Genomic DNA, 17,594 nt, shown 5'->3' on the forward strand with positions numbered 1-17,594 from the left:
AAAAAAGTATAAATTAAATATGAACTTTAAAAGTTTTTTAAATTTTGTTTTAATTATTTTTTTATTTTTTTCGTGCTCAAAAGAGATTGAAAAAAAATCTATAATTAAGGAAAAAAGTTTAGACTTACAAGTTTTAGAGGCTTATACAGAGGGAAAAAATTCTTTAGAAGCTGGTGATGTGTTATATGCTGCAAAAAAATTTAATGAAGCAGAATTATTATATCCACAATCAAACTGGGCGCCAAAGTCTGCACTCATGGCGGCTTATTCATATTATATTCAAGATTATTACGGTGACTCAATTGCCGAATTAGAAAGATTTATTAAAATTTATTCTCAAAATAAAAATATTGATTATGCATATTATTTATTAGCTGTATGTTATTATGAACAGATAGTTGATGAAAAAAAGGATTTACAATCAATTATAAAAGCTAAACAAACATTTAATAAAGTAATTTCTGATTTTCCAAATACAGATTATGCAATTGATGCAAAATATAAGATTAATTTAATTAATAACCTTTTAGCATCAAAAGAAATGTATGTTGGCCGCTATTATGTTAAAAAAAAGAAATGGATACCAGCTATTAATCGTTTTAGAGTTGTAGTAGATGAGTATGATACAACTATTTATGTGGAAGAAGCATTACACAGATTGGTTGAAGTTTATTTTATATTAGGTTTAAAATCTGAGGCACAGAAGTATGCTAATTTGTTAGGTTATAATTATCAATCTTCAAAATGGTATGAAAATTCGTATAGTAATTTTAATAAAAGTTATAAAAAACAAATTATAGAAAAAGAAAAAAAGAAAAATTCTATATTGCGTAAAGCCAAATCTCTTTTTGACTTAGATGGATAAAAATAAAGTAATAAAGGAATATAAAAAAAAAATTAATTTACTTAAAAAGTACGATAAATTTTATTATCAGAAGAGTGATCCAATAGTTTCAGATAAAGAATATGATGAATTAAAAAAATGGGTTTTAAAAATTGAGTCTGAATATAAAGATATTAAATCAAAAAATTCACCTTCAGGAAAAGTAGGTTATAAACCTTCCAAAAATTTTCAAAAAGTTTCGCACAGAGTTCCAATGTTATCACTTGCCAATGCATTTACAGAGGAAGATTTATTAAATTTTGAAAAAAAAATTTTAAATTTTTTATCTGAAAATAAGGGGTTTAAAATTTCTTACAGTGCTGAACCAAAAATAGACGGTATTTCTGCCTCATTAATTTATAGAAATGGTATTTTTGAAAAAGGATTATCTAGAGGAGATGGAAGAGAAGGCGAAGATATAACTGCAAATTTAGAGACAATAAAAGATATCCCAAAAATAATACCAGATAAAGATTTTCCTAAAGATATTGATGTTAGAGGAGAGGTATTTATTCAAAATAGTAATTTTGAGAATTTGAAGGATAAGTTTGCTAACCCTAGAAATGCTGCCTCAGGTTCTTTGAGGCAAAAAAATCCTGAGGATACAAAAAAAATACCCTTAAATTTTATAGCTTATACTTTTGGTTTTGAGCAGGGTTTAAAGCAAAAAAAACAATCTGATTATTTGAAAAAATTAGATGAATGGGGCTTTAAAACTAATCCACTCAACAAAACAGTTGCTGGTATAAAAAACTTAATTCAAAATTATAATGAAGTTGAACAACAAAGAGCAAATTTAAATTTTGATATAGATGGTATTGTTTACAAAGTTAATGATTTTGACTTACAAAAAAGATTAGGAAATGTTGCTAATGCTCCGAGATGGGCTATTGCGCATAAGTTCTCATCAAATAAAGCAATATCTAAAATTTTAGATATTGATATTCAAATTGGCAGAACAGGAGCATTAACTCCTGTAGCAAAAATAAAACCCATAAATATTGGCGGAGTGTTAGTTTCTAATGCAACTTTACATAATGAGGATGAAATTAATAGAAAAGATATCCGAATTGGTGACACAGTAACCGTTGAAAGAGCTGGGGATGTGATCCCACATATCTTATCAGTTGATATTAATAAAAGAGAAAAAAATAGTTCTAAATTTATTTTTCCAAATAAATGTCCTTTTTGTGGCTCAAAAACAGTTAAAGAGTTTAATAAGGTCACTAAAAAAATTGATGCTGTGAGGAGGTGTTCTAGTGAAGATTATTATTGTGATAAAATTTCAATCGAAAAATTAAAACATTTTGTTTCGAAAGATGCATTTAATATAGATGGTCTAGGAAAAAAGATCATAGAAGGGTTTTGGCAATTAAATTTTATAAAATTTCCACAGGATATATTTAAACTAGATTATAAAAAAATTGAAAAACTAGAAGGATGGGGAAAACTATCTACCGAAAACTTAAAGTATTCTATAAATGAAAAAAAAAATATTTCTCTAGAAAGGTTAATTTTTGCTTTAGGTATTAGGCACATAGGATTAGAAAATGCAAAATTATTAGCTAAACATTTTATATCTTTTTTGAAATTTCAAAGTCTTTCCAAGACAAAAAATTACGATGATTTATTAAATATCGATGGAATTGGAGAAACCCAGGTAAGCTCAATGAAAGTTTTTTTCTCAAATAAAATAAATTTAAAAGTTTTAGATGAATTAGGAAAAATTTTGGTAATAAAAAATGCTACAGCCGCAAAACAAAACGGATTATTTAAAAACAAAACATTTTTAGTGACTGGTAAATTGAGTGGAATTAGCAGAGCTGAGGTTAAATCCTTAATTGAAGAAAATTCTGGAATTACAGTAAGTTCTGTCACAAATAAACTAAAGTATTTAATTATTGGAGAAAAACCAACAAGAAGAAAAGTAGAAAGTGCTAAACAACTTGATATTAAAATTATAAATCAAGAAGATTTTTTAAAAATGCTAAATAAAACTAGCTAACCATTTTTTTTCTTTTGTATTTAAAAATTTTGATATTTTTGAGTAAACCTCTAAATGATACTTAAATAGATAGTTTTTCTCAGAAATAGTCAATAAATCAAAATTAATTAAGTCTTTTTCTATTGGTACCATTGTTAAATTTTTAAAAAATATTTTTTCATCTATTTTATCTACATAAACTAAATTTTCTATACGTATTCCAAAATAATTCTTCTCATAGTAACCAGGCTCATTACTTAATATCATTCCTGATTTTATTTTAATTTTATTTATCTTAGTTATTGATTGTGGTCCTTCGTGCACGTTTAGAAAAAAACCTACTCCGTGGCCAGTTCCATGCGCATAATCTAAATTACTTTCATTTAAAAATTTTCTTGCTCTGCTATCAATTTTTTTACCAATATTATCTTTATTTATATTAGTTGTAGCAACTGCAATATGTCCCTTTAAAACTTTAGTAAAAATATTTTTTATATATTGGCTTTGATTAGAAAAACAAATTGTTCTAGTAACATCTGTGGTTCCATATTTGTATTGACCACCTGAGTCACAAAGAAAAATATCTTTTTTATTTATATATCTACAATTTTCTTTTTTAGCGCGATAATGTACTATAGCACCATTTTTACCAGAACCTGCAATGGTATCAAAACTAGGATAAAGAAAGCTTTTATTCATTTTTCTAAATTGTTCCAATTTTCTAGCCGCTTCTACTTCAGTAATTTTATTTTTATTTATTTTTTTAATCCAATAAATAAATTTTGTTAATGCTACACCATCTAAAATATGAGCATTAATCATATTGTTAATTTCTATTTTATTTTTAATCGCTTTAAAATGATAGGTAGGGTCTTCTCTACCAACAATTTTAAATTTTGATTTAATTAAATTTTCGAAGTATATAGAACATGATTTGTCATCAACTAAAAATTTTTTACCTTTAAGTTTAACTATTTTATCTGATAATTTGTTTATATCTAAAAACTGATTTAATTTAATAATTTTATTTTTTATTAATTTTTTAGATTTTTCTTTTTTACTTATTAATAATATTTTTTTTGTTTTGCTTATTATTAACCTTGAATTGGGAATTGGACTATTTGGACTATCACTTCCTCTAATATTTAATAACCATGCAACATTTTCTGGTGCACTAATAAAAATATAATCACATTTTTTTTTTTTTAAATATTTAGTTATTCTATTTAATTTTGAATTAATACTTTCACCAACGATATTTTTATTTAAAGAAAAAAAAGGGATAGAAGCATGTTCTTTCTGTTTTTTAATTTCATCTATTAGATTTTTTTCAACATATTTTATTTTATTATGTTTTAAAAAATAATTTTTAATTTGAGAATTTGTAAATAGTTTTGGATCAATACCTAAAGTTAAATTTTTAAATAACTTACAGTTTATTAACTTTTCAAATCCAAAAATTTGAAAATTTTTTCCACTTTCAGATTGACTCTGAATTGTGTATCTTCCGTCAGTAAATAAATAATTTTTATTTTTAAGAATTATGGCTAAGCCTGCAGATCCACTAAAGTTTGAGATTATTTCTAATCGATTTAATTTTGAGTATTCTGTAAAATAATCGTCATTTTTTGGAATCACATAGCCATCAATTTCATATTTCTTAAATTTACTTCTTAATTCTTTTATGTAATTTTTCATTTAATTCTCTTTTGATATCTTATCCAACCAGGACTTCTTTTACCTTCCTCAATTTCAAAATCTTGATTAAAATCAAAATCATCATCATTATTAATTTCCTCATCAAAGAATGAGTTTTTTTCTAAATATTTTTCTGGAAGTTCATCAACAAATCTTGAAGCCATGCTATCAATCCAATCTCCTTGATAAAATCTATTCATTGAAAAGGAAATTATAGCTTTTTTCTTTGCTCTTGTAATTCCTACATATGCTAACCGTCTTTCTTCCTCAAGGCCATTTTGACCTTTTTCTTCGATAGATTTTTGATGTGGAAACAACCCTTCCTCCCATCCAGGTAAAAATACAACATCAAACTCTAAACCTTTTGCTGCGTGCATAGTCATCATGTTAATTTTTTCGCCATCCCATTCCTGATCTACAGAAGTTGCTAATGAAACGTGTTCTAAAAAACTTTCTAGATTGTCAAATTCTTTCATTGCACTTAATAACTCTTTAATATTTTCTAATCTATTTTCATTATCCAAGTCTTTTTTATTTTTAAGCATTGCTGAATATCCTGATTCATCCAAAACAATTTGTAATAATTTTATATGACTTGATTTTTTTACAATTAAATCGTTTCTCCACTTCATTAAAGAATTGATAAATAAACTAAGACCAATTTTAGCTTTTGGCTTGATTAAATTTTGTTCAAGCATTTTTATTGATGATCTTTCTAAATTTAAATTATTTTCCTTAGCAAACTCATGAATGTTTTTTAAAGTACTATCACCTATCGATCTCTTAGGGTTATTCACTATCCTTTCAAAAGCCAAGTCATCTTTTTCCTGATGAATTAATCTTAAATATGCAACACAATCTTTAATTTCAGCTCTTTCGTAAAATTTTGTACCACCTAATATTCTGTAAGGCATACCAATTTTAAGAAATCTTTCCTCAAATTCACGTGTTTGAAAAATGGCCCTAACTAAAATTGCAATATTATTATAAGAAAACTTTTTTTTTATTTTTTTTTCAATTTCATCAGAAATCCCAATTGCTTCATCTTTACCATTTTTAAAACAGTTTAATTGCACTGGATCACCCTCTTCCATTGTAGTAATCAATGTTTTTCCAACTCTATTTTGATTATTAGAAATAAGGTCTGAAGCCACAGATAAAATATTCTGAGAAGATCTATAATTTTGTTCTAATCTTATTACTTTTGTATTTTTATAAACTTGATCAAATTCTAAAAAATTTTTTATTTCTGCACCCCTCCAACTATAAATCGATTGATCATCATCACCTACACAACAAATATTTTTATTTTTTTCTGAAAGAAGATTAAGCCATTTGCTTTGAATAAAATTTGTATCTTGATATTCGTCGACAAGAATATATTTAAAATTTTTTGAATATATTTCTCTAATATCTGAATTGAATTCTAAAATCTTTACTGCATGCAAGATTAGATCGCCAAAATCACAGGAGTTTAAGTCAGTTAATTTTTGTTGATAAATTTTATAAAGAGGAAGAATTGTTTTTTCATATAAATCTTTTTTATTAATTACAACTTCATCTGGATAAAATCCTTTATTTTTCCAACGATCTATTATTGCCAATATAAACCTCGGGGATAATTTTTTGATGTCAATATTTTCAGCTTTGCAAATATTTTTGATAAGTCTGATCTGATCATCCGTGTCTATAATAGTAAAGTTAGAATTTAGATTTACTGCAGATGCATGTTTTCTTAATAATTTAGCACAAATTGAATGAAATGTTCCAAGCCAAGGTAGTCCAATTGCGGATGATCCAAGTATTTTACTTACTCTATTTTGCATTTCTTTAGCAGCCTTGTTAGTAAAAGTGACTGCTAAAATCTGATTTGGAAAAGACTTTTTTTCATTGATAATATTAGCTATTCTTGAAGTTAAAACTTTCGTTTTTCCTGACCCTGCTCCAGCAACAATCAAAAGAGGTCCATCAAGATGCAGAACAGCTTCTTTTTGGGCCTCATTTAAATTTTTTAAATAATCTTTGTTTATCATTTAAAATAATACTTTATAAGCTTTCTTTAATTGTTATGAGCAAAACAAATTTTTTTTTAAAATATTTAAAAAAAATCACTACTTTTATTAATAATCTTTTAGAAAAAAATTTAAACAAATTAAATTTTAAGAATCTAAGCTTTTTATTTAAAAATAATAAAATAATTTTAACTTTTGTCGCACTTTTTGTTATTTTAATTTCTTATTTATTATTACCTACTTTTTATAATCAAAATGATATTTCAAATAAGCTGAAAAATGAGATTCAAAGTAAATTCGATTTAAATTTTAAATTTTCTAAAAATTTAAAATATAATTTTTTTCCTAAACCTCATTTTATAATCACAGACTCCAAAATTCTTAATAATGAAAAAGAAATTTCAAAAATTGGTAAATTAAAAATTTTTATTTCATTTGATGATCTTTTTTCTTTAAAAAATATTAGAGTAAGAGATTTAATATTAGAAAATGCTAATTTTCATTTAAACATAAAAAATTATAATTTCTTTGTAGAATTATTAAACAGAAGTTTCCAAGATGGAGATATAATAATTAATAATAGTAATGTTTTTTTTAAACATATAGAGGATGAAGTTTTGTTTATAATCAAAATTTTTAAAATGAAATATTATTTCGACTCAAAGGAATTAAAAAATATTTTCTATTCAGAAAATGAAATATTTAACATTCCTTTTTCAGTGGAATCCTTTTTTAGTGAAGATAACAAGAAAATTTTATCTAAAATTAATCTTAATTTAATTAAACTAAATATTGAAAATGAATTGATCTTAGAGAATGATAAAAAAGTTGGTAAATCAAGATTTAATTTAAATAAAATAAAAAGATTTGTAGATTATAAAATTGAAAAAAATTTATTGAATTTTCATGTTTTTGACAAAATAGATCAACCAAATATTTCTTATAAGGGAAAGTTTAATTTTAAACCATTTCATGCAAATTTAGAGGGTAAATCAGCTGAAATAAATTTAAATTACTTATTTGGTTCTAATGCAATCATTGCTCAACTTTTAAAAACTGAAATATTTAATAATAAAAATATTGATTTTAAATTAAGTATAAATGCAGACAATGTTTATAATAATGCAAACTTTAGAAATATTAATTTAAATTCAAAAATTCAAGAGGGATTAATTGATACTGATAATACAAAATTTGATTGGAGGAATTTTGCAAATTTTGAATTATTTGAAAGCTTAATTTTTGTTAGAAATGGAGAGTTAGTTTTGGATGGAAAATTAAAAATAAATGTGAAAGATTATAACGAGATATATAAATTTCTTTTAACACCTAAAAATTATAGAAATAAAATCGATCAAATAGATTTAAGTTTTACTTATAATTTCGATCAAAAAATAGCAGCTTTAAAGGATATTAAAATTGATAATAAAATTAATCAGAATATTAATGAAATTCTAAGTAATGTAATTTTAAAAAAAGATGATTTACAAAATAAAATTTATTTTAAAAATTTATTAAATGAAGCAATTAAGAGTTATGCTGGATAAATCATCTTTTTAGGATCCACTATCTTATTGTAATCTTTTTCGTTTATTAATCCTGTTTTTAAAGTTTCATATTTTAAAGTAGTATTATTTTTGAGTGCAGTTTTTGCAATTTTTGCTGCATTATCGTAACCAATATGTGGAGCTAAAGCAGTTACCAGCATAAGTGAATTATCTAAATGTTCTTGGATTTTCTTTTTATTAGCTTTTATTCCTTTGACACAATATAGAGCAAAATTTTTTGTGCTGTCAGCAATCAAGTCGATTGATTGTAAAATATTATGAGCAATTAAAGGTTTAAAAACGTTTAGCTCAAAATGACCATGAGATCCTGCCATAGTTATACCATTATGATTACCAATAACTTTTACACAAACCATTGTTACAGCTTCACATTGTGTTGGATTAACCTTCCCTGGCATAATTGATGAACCTGGTTCGTTTTCAGGTAAAATCAACTCTCCATAACCGGCTCTCGGACCAGAACCTAAAAATCTAATATCATTTGATATCTTCATAAGTGCAACCGCACAAGTATTTAAAGTGCCAGAAAAATTTACAATTGCATCATGAGCCGCAAGTTCAGCAAATTTATTTGGAGCTGGTTTAAATTTTATTTTTGTAAATTTAGCAATCTCTTTAACAATTTTCTTGTCAAAATTTTTCTTTGAATTTATTCCAGTGCCAACAGCAGTACCACCTTGTGCAAGAAATAAAATTTCTTTTAAAGCATACTCTATTCTTTCGATACTTTTTTTAACTTGAAAATGATATCCAGAAAACTCTTGACCAAGAGAAAGTGGAGTAGCATCCTGCAAATGAGTTCTTCCAATTTTAACAATATTTTTAAATTCGTTAGTTTTTTTTTTTAATTCTTTTTCTAAAATTTTTAAGCTTGGCAGCATTTTACTTATTGTCTGTTGAGCTACAGAGATATGCATTGCAGTTGGAAAAACATCATTTGTAGATTGTGATTTATTTACATGATCATTTGGATGAACAGGTTTTTTTGTTCCTTTTTTTCCACCTAAAATTTCTATTGCCCTGTTAGCAATGACCTCATTTACATTCATGTTTGTTTGTGTTCCAGAACCTGTTTGCCAGACCTTTAATGGAAAGTTTTCATCTAATTTACCTTTGATTACTTCATGTGATGCTTTGACTATTGCTTTAGAAATTTTACCATCAATTAATTTATCTTTAGCATGCACAATTGCAGCTGATCTTTTAATAATTGCTATTGATTTAATGATTGAAATATTAACTAAAATTTTACCTATATTAAAAAATTTATTAGATCTCTGAGTAGATGCTCCCCAATATTTATCATTTGGGACATTTATGCTTCCAATACTGTCAAATTCTTTTCTTAATTTCATTGATTAATTTTTAAGTAACAAATAATTATTAACATACAATAAATTATTAAAAACATACAGGAGCATTATGTCGAATTTTAGCAAAGTTGGCACTTTCATGAAAACTTTTGGTCAGGAAGTAAAAACAAAACCATCATTTAGTACTGACAAAATAAATAAATTAAGGATAGATTTAATAAAAGAGGAGCTAGAGGAGCTTACAGAAGCTATGAATAATAAGGACTTATTGGAAGTAGCTGATGCGCTAACAGACATATTATATGTAACTTATGGAGCAGGACATGCATTTGGAATTGATCTAGATAAATGTTTTGATGAGGTTCAAAATTCAAACATGAGCAAGTTAGACGAAAATGGAAAACCAATTTACAATGAGTCTGGAAAAGTCATGAAAGGTCCTAACTATTTTAAGCCGGATCTATCAAAATTTGTGAATTAAATTTCTAACTTAAAGTCAATTGCAGTAGCGCTGTGTGTAATACTGCCAACAGAAATTCTATTTACTCCAGTAGAAGCAATTCTTTTTACAGTTTTTAAAGTAACATTGCCTGAGGCTTCAGTCTCATAATGATTTTTAGCAATTTTAACACCCTCTCTTAAATTTTTAATACTCATATTATCAAGCAGAACAGTATTAAATTTTAGACCTAATATTGATTTAAGTTGTTTTATTTTATCAACCTCAACCGTAATTTTTTTTCCTTTTTTATTTTTTATTGCCTTTAAGACCAAAGTTTTTAAATCTGAACTAGCTATGTGGTTATCTTTAATCAGATATTCATCACTTAAATTAAATCTATGATTTGTACCACCACCTAATTTTACAGCATACTTTTGGATTACTCTTAAATTTGGGATTGTTTTTCTTGTACAACAAATTTTAATTTTTTTTCCTGCTAATTTAACAAATTTATTTGTTTTAGTTGCTATACCAGAAATATGAGACAAAAAATTTAAAGCTACTCTTTCAGCGATTAGAATATTTTTTGCATTGCCTTTAATTAAAGCTACTAAATTCCCCTTTTTAACTCTAGAACCATCTTTTTTCTTAATAATAAATTTTATTTTATCATCAATTAATGAAAAAGTTTGTTTAGCAAATAACAATCCTGCAACAATTGCACTTTGATTTGCAATTAATTTAACCGTTACAATTTTATCATCTTTAATTAAACTTGAAGTGATATCTCCTGAAGGATAAAGATCTTCGTTTAATGCTAGCTTAACAGTACTTTTGATAAATTCTTTGCTTAGTTTTATTTTGGACACTTAATTATCTGCCAATGGCTGCCATTCTTTCTACAGATATTCTGGCTTTATCAATTGTTTCTTTGTCCATAATTATTTCACCAGTTTCATTCTCTAGACAATCTAATATTTTTGGAAGTGTAATTTTTTTCATATGAGGACACATATTACATGGTTTAACAAAATCTACATTTGGATTTTCTATCTGGATATTGTCACTCATTGAGCACTCAGTAACCATCATTACTTTTTTTGGTTGATTATCTTTTACATATTTGATCATTCCAGATGTTGATCCTGCAAAATCACTTGCTTCAATTACATCAGGAGGACATTCTGGATGTGCAATAATTTTAATTCCTGGATTATTTTTTCTAATATCCTCTATTTCTTTTTTATTAAATTGATCATGAACAATACAAATTCCTTTCCATGAAATAATTTCAACATCAGTCTGAGATGCAACATATTTAGCCAAGTAATCATCAGGTAAAAATATTACTCTTTTTACCCCAAGTGATTTAACTATTTTAACTGCGTTTGCAGATGTACAACAAACATCTGTTTCCGCCTTAACTTCTGCTGAAGTATTGACATAAGATACAACAGGAACGCCTGGATATTTTTCTTTTAATAACCTAACATCTTTACCTGTAATAGATGATGATAGAGAACAGCCAGCATCCATATCAGGAAGAATAACTTTTTTATTAGGGCTCATTAATTTTGCAGTTTCTGCCATGAAATGTACTCCAGCCATTAAAATAATATCAGCTGAAGTTTTTGAGGCCTCAATTGCTAATGCAAGAGAGTCCGCAGAAAAATCTGCTACACCATGATAAATTTCTGGTGTTTGGTAGTTGTGGGCTAGAATTACAGCATTCTTCTCTTTTTTTAATTTATTAATTTTATAAATATAAGGAGCATGCACAGACCATTCAATTTCAGGCATTACCTTAGAAATTTTTTGATAAATGGGATCTGTTGCTTTACGCACTTCTTGTGTAAATTCCATGGGGATTTTTACCAATTTGAATCATGATTGTCATTCATTTATTATGGGACATATCGCGGTCGTGCTGAAATTGGTAGACAGGCACGGTTGAGGGCCGTGTGGACATAGTCCATGAGAGTTCGAGTCTCTCCGACCGCACCAAAGTGAATTTTATATAGGAGTTTTTGATGGATAAATTACTTTCAGTAATATTTATGGTTGGTGTTTTGCTTTTAGTTCTACCAAGTTTTTTACAATCAAATTCTCAGTTAAAGCAATTTCTTAAAAATCTAAGTATTTGGATTATTGTAGTTTTTATAATTTTAATGATTGTTTATTTATTTAAATAAGAAAATTAGTTTTTTATCCAATCAGGTTTATTGACATTTATTGAAGCTTCTTTAGTTTTAAAATTTACTTTTTCATCAAAGTTTTCATTTAAATATTTAATTAAAGCAAAAGGGTAGTCGCTATCAATTAAAACCTTACCTATTTCAACTTCATTGTTATAAATACTTTCACCTTCGTACAGTTTTCCATGAATTACATTTATTGGAAACAATCTTTTTGAAAGCTTGTTCTTTAATTTAATTCGCGCTGTATTTTCTTGGCCAACATAACAACCTTTTTTGAAATCAATTCCATTTAATTCTTCAAAATTACATTCAATACCAAACAATTTGTCTTTCAATTTATTTAAATCTTTAGGAACTATTCCAAGGCTATGACTAAATGAATAATATTCTTTAAGATTAGCGTCATGAAGATCTAGTTTTTTTAAAGATAAATAAAGTTTTTCTAAATTAATAATTAATCTAGCGCCCAAATCCTTATTTCTTGGATCTAAAAATATTGGATCTTCTCTATATTTAATTGTGTATCCAGGTTGATCTTTTGCTTTATCAAAAGTTAAGAATTTTTCGTAAGAAAATGCTGCTACAACAAATTCATTAGTTAAATTAAGAATTTCAAGTTTTGATCTTAGCTTATATAGGGATAATTGTTTAAATAATTCCTCTGCCTGAGGTTTTTCACAATCTAAAATATATCCAGACTTGTGTTTTACGATTATAAATTCATATAAAAATTTTCCTTGGGGTGTAAGCAATGAACTAAAACAACTATTTACATCAGTTACTTTATTTATATCGTTACTGATGAGATTTTGAAGAAACTCTTTTGCATCTTCTCCGTTAATATAAAGAATTGCTCTGTCATCTAAAATGTAAACGTTTTTAATATTCATAATTGATTAATTATAGAATGTAATATAGTAACCATTTCTAAAAATGTTAGATCTTTTAATTAAAAACGGACAATGTTACATCGATGGTGAATTAAAAGATGTTGATGTTGCTATAAAAGATGGAAAAATTCAACAGATTGGAGATATTTCAGAAGAAGCAAAAGAAACAATTAATGCAGAAGGCCACACAGTATTACCTGGTTGCATAGATACTCAAACACATTTTAGAGAACCAGGATCAACGGATACAGAGGATCTTCATTCAGGAAGTAGAGCAGCAATAGCAGGAGGTATTACAAGTGTATTTGAAATGCCGAATACCAATCCACCTACTTCTAATATGAAGGAATTTCAGAGAAAATTAGATCTCGCTAAAAATAGAATGTATTGTAACTATGCTTTTTATTTTGGAGCAACAGCAGACAATGCAGATGATTTAGCAAGTTTAGAAGGTTTGGAAGGATGTTGTGGCATTAAACTTTTTGCAGGATCTTCAACCGGAAATTTATTAGTTGCTGAAGAGGATGATATAGATAAGGTTTTTCAAAATGCTTCAAAAGTAGTAGCGGTTCATTCTGAAGATGAGGCAATTTTAAATGTTAATAAGAAATTAATAAAAGAGGGTGATGTTCATACCCATCCAGTATGGAGAAGTGCTGAATGTGCAATAGCTTCTACTAGACGAATTGTTCGAATAGCAGAAAAGCACAACAAAAAAGCTCATGTGCTTCATATTACTACAAAAGAGGAAATTGATTTTCTATCTCAACATAAAGGAAATATTACATTTGAGATTACTCCTCAGCATTTAACTCTTTATGCACCAGATTGTTATGACAAGCTTGGGACTTATGCTCAGATGAACCCGCCACTAAGAGATAAATCTCATTATGACAGATTATGGTATGGAGTGAGAAATAACTTTAATGACACTATTGGATCTGATCATGCTCCGCATTTAAAAGAAAATAAAGATAAGGTATATCCAAATACTCCTTCAGGGATGCCAGGGGTTCAAACTTTAATGCCTGTAATGTTAAATCACATTAATGATGGAAAATTATCTCTAAACCAATTGATGAATTTTGTTTGTGAAAATCCAGTTAAGATTTTTGGAATTAAAAACAAAGGATTTATTAAAGAGGGCTATGATGCAGACTTTACAATTGTTGATATGAACAAAACAATCGAAATTAAAAATGAAAATATAGAAAGTAAATGTAAATGGTCTCCATTTAATGGATTTAAATTTAAAGGAACACCCACACATACAATTATTGCAGGAAACATTAAGATGCAGGATGGAAAAATTTTAGGAGAGCCAGAGGGAACTCCTTTGACTTTTAGTTAATGGTTTTAGAAGAATAAATATTTACGAGCGTTAAACCTAATACAATTAAGAACATTCCTAAAATAACTTGCCAGCTTAAAGACTGTCCATAAAAAATATATCCAAGTATAGCAATTGTAAAAATTCCTAAACCGCACCATGTTGCATAAACTACTGCCAATGGAAGTTTAGTTACTACAATTGAGAGACAAAAAAATGCACATACATAAAAAAATATTAAAGCTCCAGTTGGTACTGGTTTTGTAAAACCTTTTGTAACAGGCAAAAGCATTGTTCCTGAAACTTCAAAGATAGTTGCTGCGATTAAAATTAGATATGTTTTTAACATTATTTTATAATTCCATTTTGAACTAAGTTTTCTTTAATTTCATCTAAAATTATTGGATCATCAATTGTAGGCGGCACTTTATAATCAATACCGTCTGCAATTTTTCTTATTGTCCCTCTTAAAATTTTACCTGATCTTGTTTTTGGTAATCTTTTAATCACAATCGCTACTTTAAATGCAGCAACTGGTCCAATTTTATCTCTAACCATTTGAACACATTCTTTAGATATAGTGTCATTATCTTTATCAACACCAGATTTTAAAACGACTAGACCAATAGGTAATTGACCTTTTAACTTATCTGCTATTCCAAGTACTGCACATTCAGCAACCGATTGATGCTCAGATAAAACTTCTTCAATGGCACCAGTCGACAACCTGTGACCTGCTACATTTATAATGTCATCAGTTCTAGACATTATCCAAATATAACCATCATCATCAATATGACCTGCATCATATGTTTGATAATACCCTTCATAATTAGACATATAGTTTTCTTTATACCTTTTATCTGCATTCCATAGAGTTGGGAATGTTCCCGGAGGCAGTGGGAGCTTTACAACGATGTCTCCCATCTCATTTGGTTTGGCCAATGATTGGTCAGGTTTGATTATTTTTACATCGTAACCAGGAACAGCTTTACAGGCTGAACCATATTTCGTTTCCATCATTTCAATACCAGTACAATTTGAGCTTATTGCCCAACTAGTCTCTGTTTGCCACCAATGATCAATCACTGGTACTTTAAGTAAATTCTCTGCCCACTTAATTGTATCTGGATCAGCTCTTTCTCCAGCAAGGAACAGGCTTTCAAAACTACTCAAATCATATTTTGAGAAAAATTTACCTTCAGGATCTTCTTTCTTAATTGCTCTAAAAGCTGTTGGAGCTGTAAAAAGAGATTTTACTTTGTAATCTGAAATAATTTTCCAAAAAACTCCTGCATCTGGTGTTCCGACAGGCTTACCTTCAAATAAAACTGTAGTGCATCCTTTAAATAATGGAGCGTAGACTATATATGAGTGACCCACAATCCAACCAATGTCACTTGCAGACCACCAAATATCATCTGAATCTATGTTGTAGATATTTTTCATAGTCCATTTGAGAGCAACAATGTGACCCCCAATGTCTCTTACTATCCCTTTAGGGGTTCCGGTTGTACCAGATGTATATAAAATGTATGCAAACTCATTTGAATTCATCTCTACACAGTCTGCATCTTTAGCAATAGATACAACTTCTTTCCAGCTGACTTCGTTTGGCGCATTTAATTTTACCTCGTGACCAGGTCTTTGGAATAATATCATCTTTTCAATTTTGTGACTGGCTATTTTAATAGCCTCATCAACAAGTGGCTTGTACTCAACTGTTCTTCCAGGCTCAAAACCACATGAAGCAGTTACTAATAACTTTGCTTTACTATCATCAATTCTGCTTGCAAGCTCATTTGAGGCAAAACCACCAAAGACAACAGAGTGAATTGCACCTATTCTTGCACAAGCTAGCATAGCAACCACTGCTTCAGGGATCATTGGCATGTAAATAATCACCCGATCACCTTTATTAGCTCCTTGAGCTTTTAATGCTCCTGCAAACTTAGAGACCTTTGACCTTAATTCTTCATAAGTGAACTTACTTTTATTACCTGTAATAGGACTATCATAGATTAAAGCTGTTTTTTGACCTCTTCCTTGATCAATATGGATGTCTAAAGCATTATAACATGTGTTTGTGACCCCATCCTCAAACCATTTGTAGAATGGTGGGTTAGATTTATTTAAAATTTTAGTCGGTTTTTTAAACCAAAAGATATTTTCAGAAGCTTCTTGCCAAAACTTTTCAGGATTTTTTATAGAATTTTCGTAAATTTCATTAAACTTAGAAGACATAAAGATTTGATTCGATTTCCTTATTTTTTTTGGTTTTTAACTTATAAATTGTATTTAATTTTAAAAATTAAGTAAAATCAATGCTTATTAGTGACAATTAAGTCTTCATAAAACTAATTTAATTTGCTATTTAACCACAACTTTGGCTTGGGGTAACTCAAGTCTAGTTTATATAAACTAAAAAATAAAAACTAACGAAGAGGGAGTTTTTTATGAAAAAACTTAAATTGTTTGCTCTTACAGTTGTTGCTCTTATGGGCGTAACTGGTGCAGCAAACGCAGAAACTGTGCTTTTAGCCTCTGATGACTTTGTTGGAATTTCATTCTGGCTAGTATCAATGGCTTGTTTAGCTGCTACTGTATTCTTTTTCTTAGAAAGAAGTTCGGTTCCAGCTGGATGGAGAGTTTCAATGACTGTTGCTGGTCTAGTAACTGGTATTGCATTCGTACACTACATTTACATGAGAGAAGTATGGATCATGACTGGTGAGTCACCAACAGTTTACAGATATATTGACTGGTTAATTACAGTGCCATTATTGATGTTAGAATTCTACTTTGTTCTAGCAGCAGTAAACAAATCAGACTCTGGAATTTTCTGGAGACTAATGATTGGTACATTAGTAATGCTAGTAGGTGGATACTTAGGAGAAGCTGGATACATCAACGCTACACTTGGTTTCATAATCGGTATGGCTGGTTGGGTATACATCTTATATGAAGTATTCTCTGGTGAAGCAGGTAAGAGAGCGGCGAAAAGTGGTAACAAATCACTTGTAACTGCTTTTGGTGCAATGAGAATGATCGTTACAGTAGGTTGGGCAATCTACCCATTAGGTTACATTTTTGGTTACCTAACAGGTGGTGTAGATGCTAACTCACTAAACGTGATTTACAACGCAGCTGACTTCTTGAACAAGATCGCTTTCGGTCTGATCATTTGGGCAGCAGCTATGCAACAACCTGGTAGAGCTAAGTAGTTTTACTTAAAATTTAAATTAAGGGCAGGTACAATTTTGTACTTGCCCTTTT

General features: G+C 28.2%; 15 protein-coding genes and 1 tRNA gene. 8 read left to right on the forward strand and 8 right to left on the reverse strand.

Going from position 1 to position 17,594, the window contains the following annotated elements:
• Positions 1–19: 19 nt before the first annotated feature.
• Both DT059_RS04350 and ligA read left to right on the forward strand, forming a co-directional pair.
• A complete protein-coding gene (locus DT059_RS04350; protein ID WP_145597082.1) occupies positions 20–865 on the forward strand; it encodes an outer membrane protein assembly factor BamD in 846 nt (281 codons plus the stop codon).
• A complete protein-coding gene (ligA, locus tag DT059_RS04355) occupies positions 858–2,888 on the forward strand; it encodes an NAD-dependent DNA ligase LigA (protein WP_145597084.1) in 2,031 nt (676 codons plus the stop codon). The genes DT059_RS04350 and ligA overlap by 8 nt, the downstream gene beginning before the upstream one ends.
• Here the strand turns inward: ligA and DT059_RS04360 are convergent.
• Positions 2,871–4,565, reverse strand: a complete 1,695-nt coding sequence (locus DT059_RS04360) for an aminopeptidase P family protein (RefSeq protein ID WP_145597086.1) — start codon at positions 4,563–4,565, stop codon at positions 2,871–2,873. The two genes, ligA and DT059_RS04360, sit on opposite strands and share 18 nt — an antisense overlap.
• The gene (locus tag DT059_RS04365) at positions 4,562–6,598 is read right to left on the reverse strand and encodes an ATP-dependent helicase (protein ID WP_145597088.1); all 2,037 of its coding nucleotides are present in this window, start codon (positions 6,596–6,598) and stop codon (positions 4,562–4,564) included. Before DT059_RS04365 ends, DT059_RS04360 begins: the two co-directional genes overlap by 4 nt.
• Before the next feature lie 35 nt (positions 6,599–6,633).
• On the opposite strand from DT059_RS04365, the gene DT059_RS04370 reads away from it, so the two are divergent.
• Positions 6,634–8,124, forward strand: coding sequence for a hypothetical protein (locus DT059_RS04370; protein ID WP_145597090.1), 1,491 nt, complete (start codon positions 6,634–6,636; stop codon positions 8,122–8,124).
• Here the strand turns inward: DT059_RS04370 and fumC are convergent.
• Positions 8,112–9,500, reverse strand: a complete 1,389-nt coding sequence (gene fumC / locus DT059_RS04375; protein WP_145597091.1) for a class II fumarate hydratase — start codon at positions 9,498–9,500, stop codon at positions 8,112–8,114. The two genes, DT059_RS04370 and fumC, sit on opposite strands and share 13 nt — an antisense overlap.
• Positions 9,501–9,567: 67 nt before the next feature.
• Between fumC and DT059_RS04380 the strand changes: the two genes are divergently transcribed.
• Positions 9,568–9,939 carry a nucleoside triphosphate pyrophosphohydrolase family protein gene (locus DT059_RS04380; RefSeq protein WP_145597092.1) on the forward strand — a complete coding sequence of 124 codons (372 nt, stop codon included), beginning with the start codon at positions 9,568–9,570 and terminating at the stop codon, positions 9,937–9,939.
• Here DT059_RS04380 and nadC read toward each other — a convergent pair.
• Together nadC and nadA are read right to left on the reverse strand one after the other, a co-directional pair.
• The gene (nadC, locus tag DT059_RS04385; RefSeq protein WP_145597094.1) at positions 9,936–10,769 is read right to left on the reverse strand and encodes a carboxylating nicotinate-nucleotide diphosphorylase; all 834 of its coding nucleotides are present in this window, start codon (positions 10,767–10,769) and stop codon (positions 9,936–9,938) included. The two genes, DT059_RS04380 and nadC, sit on opposite strands and share 4 nt — an antisense overlap.
• Before the next feature lie 4 nt (positions 10,770–10,773).
• Positions 10,774–11,763: a quinolinate synthase NadA gene (gene nadA, locus DT059_RS04390; RefSeq protein WP_145597095.1), complete on the reverse strand. Its 990-nt coding sequence runs from the start codon at positions 11,761–11,763 to the stop codon at positions 10,774–10,776.
• Between the two features lie 55 nt (positions 11,764–11,818).
• Between nadA and DT059_RS04395 the strand changes: the two genes are divergently transcribed.
• Together DT059_RS04395 and DT059_RS07290 are read left to right on the forward strand one after the other, a co-directional pair.
• Positions 11,819–11,904: transfer RNA gene (locus tag DT059_RS04395), tRNA-Leu, on the forward strand.
• A 26-nt stretch (positions 11,905–11,930) separates the two neighbouring features.
• Positions 11,931–12,092, forward strand: coding sequence for a hypothetical protein (locus DT059_RS07290; RefSeq protein WP_168189245.1), 162 nt, complete (start codon positions 11,931–11,933; stop codon positions 12,090–12,092).
• 5 nt (positions 12,093–12,097) lie between these two features.
• Here the strand turns inward: DT059_RS07290 and ygfZ are convergent, their stop codons facing one another.
• On the reverse strand, positions 12,098–12,988 hold the full coding sequence (gene ygfZ / locus DT059_RS04400; RefSeq protein WP_145597097.1) for a CAF17-like 4Fe-4S cluster assembly/insertion protein YgfZ: 891 nt from the start codon (positions 12,986–12,988) through the stop codon (positions 12,098–12,100).
• A 43-nt stretch (positions 12,989–13,031) separates the two neighbouring features.
• On the opposite strand from ygfZ, the gene DT059_RS04405 reads away from it, so the two are divergent.
• Positions 13,032–14,339: a dihydroorotase gene (locus DT059_RS04405; RefSeq protein WP_145597099.1), complete on the forward strand. Its 1,308-nt coding sequence runs from the start codon at positions 13,032–13,034 to the stop codon at positions 14,337–14,339.
• On the opposite strand, the gene DT059_RS04410 is transcribed toward DT059_RS04405, so the two are convergent.
• Together DT059_RS04410 and DT059_RS04415 are read right to left on the reverse strand one after the other, a co-directional pair.
• Positions 14,332–14,667, reverse strand: coding sequence for a DMT family transporter (locus tag DT059_RS04410; protein ID WP_023854905.1), 336 nt, complete (start codon positions 14,665–14,667; stop codon positions 14,332–14,334). The genes DT059_RS04405 and DT059_RS04410 overlap by 8 nt on opposite strands.
• Positions 14,667–16,562, reverse strand: a complete 1,896-nt coding sequence (locus tag DT059_RS04415; protein WP_145597101.1) for a propionyl-CoA synthetase — start codon at positions 16,560–16,562, stop codon at positions 14,667–14,669. Before DT059_RS04415 ends, DT059_RS04410 begins: the two co-directional genes overlap by 1 nt.
• Positions 16,563–16,774: 212 nt before the next feature.
• Here DT059_RS04415 and DT059_RS04420 point away from each other — a divergent pair, with 212 nt between their 5' ends.
• On the forward strand, positions 16,775–17,542 hold the full coding sequence (locus tag DT059_RS04420) for a bacteriorhodopsin-like (protein WP_023854907.1): 768 nt from the start codon (positions 16,775–16,777) through the stop codon (positions 17,540–17,542).
• Positions 17,543–17,594 lie beyond the last annotated feature (52 nt).

It is taken from the genome of Candidatus Pelagibacter sp. FZCC0015 (assembly GCF_007833635.1).
Classification (GTDB): domain Bacteria; phylum Pseudomonadota; class Alphaproteobacteria; order Pelagibacterales; family Pelagibacteraceae; genus Pelagibacter.

What these genes read in the sequence shown, in the direction of transcription:
- DT059_RS04350 (WP_145597082.1), top strand. Translation starts at nt 20, where the DNA reads ATGAACTTTAAAAGTTTTTTAAATTTTGTTTTAATTATTTTTTTATTT.
- ligA (WP_145597084.1), top strand. Translation starts at nt 858, where the DNA reads ATGGATAAAAATAAAGTAATAAAGGAATATAAAAAAAAAATTAATTTA.
- DT059_RS04360 (WP_145597086.1), bottom strand. Translation starts at nt 4,565, where the DNA reads ATGAAAAATTACATAAAAGAATTAAGAAGTAAATTTAAGAAATATGAA.
- DT059_RS04365 (WP_145597088.1), bottom strand. Translation starts at nt 6,598, where the DNA reads ATGATAAACAAAGATTATTTAAAAAATTTAAATGAGGCCCAAAAAGAA.
- DT059_RS04370 (WP_145597090.1), top strand. Translation starts at nt 6,634, where the DNA reads ATGAGCAAAACAAATTTTTTTTTAAAATATTTAAAAAAAATCACTACT.
- fumC (WP_145597091.1), bottom strand. Translation starts at nt 9,500, where the DNA reads ATGAAATTAAGAAAAGAATTTGACAGTATTGGAAGCATAAATGTCCCA.
- DT059_RS04380 (WP_145597092.1), top strand. Translation starts at nt 9,568, where the DNA reads ATGTCGAATTTTAGCAAAGTTGGCACTTTCATGAAAACTTTTGGTCAG.
- nadA (WP_145597095.1), bottom strand. Translation starts at nt 11,763, where the DNA reads ATGGAATTTACACAAGAAGTGCGTAAAGCAACAGATCCCATTTATCAA.
- DT059_RS07290 (WP_168189245.1), top strand. Translation starts at nt 11,931, where the DNA reads ATGGATAAATTACTTTCAGTAATATTTATGGTTGGTGTTTTGCTTTTA.
- ygfZ (WP_145597097.1), bottom strand. Translation starts at nt 12,988, where the DNA reads ATGAATATTAAAAACGTTTACATTTTAGATGACAGAGCAATTCTTTAT.
- DT059_RS04405 (WP_145597099.1), top strand. Translation starts at nt 13,032, where the DNA reads ATGTTAGATCTTTTAATTAAAAACGGACAATGTTACATCGATGGTGAA.
- DT059_RS04410 (WP_023854905.1), bottom strand. Translation starts at nt 14,667, where the DNA reads ATGTTAAAAACATATCTAATTTTAATCGCAGCAACTATCTTTGAAGTT.
- DT059_RS04415 (WP_145597101.1), bottom strand. Translation starts at nt 16,562, where the DNA reads ATGTCTTCTAAGTTTAATGAAATTTACGAAAATTCTATAAAAAATCCT.
- DT059_RS04420 (WP_023854907.1), top strand. Translation starts at nt 16,775, where the DNA reads ATGAAAAAACTTAAATTGTTTGCTCTTACAGTTGTTGCTCTTATGGGC.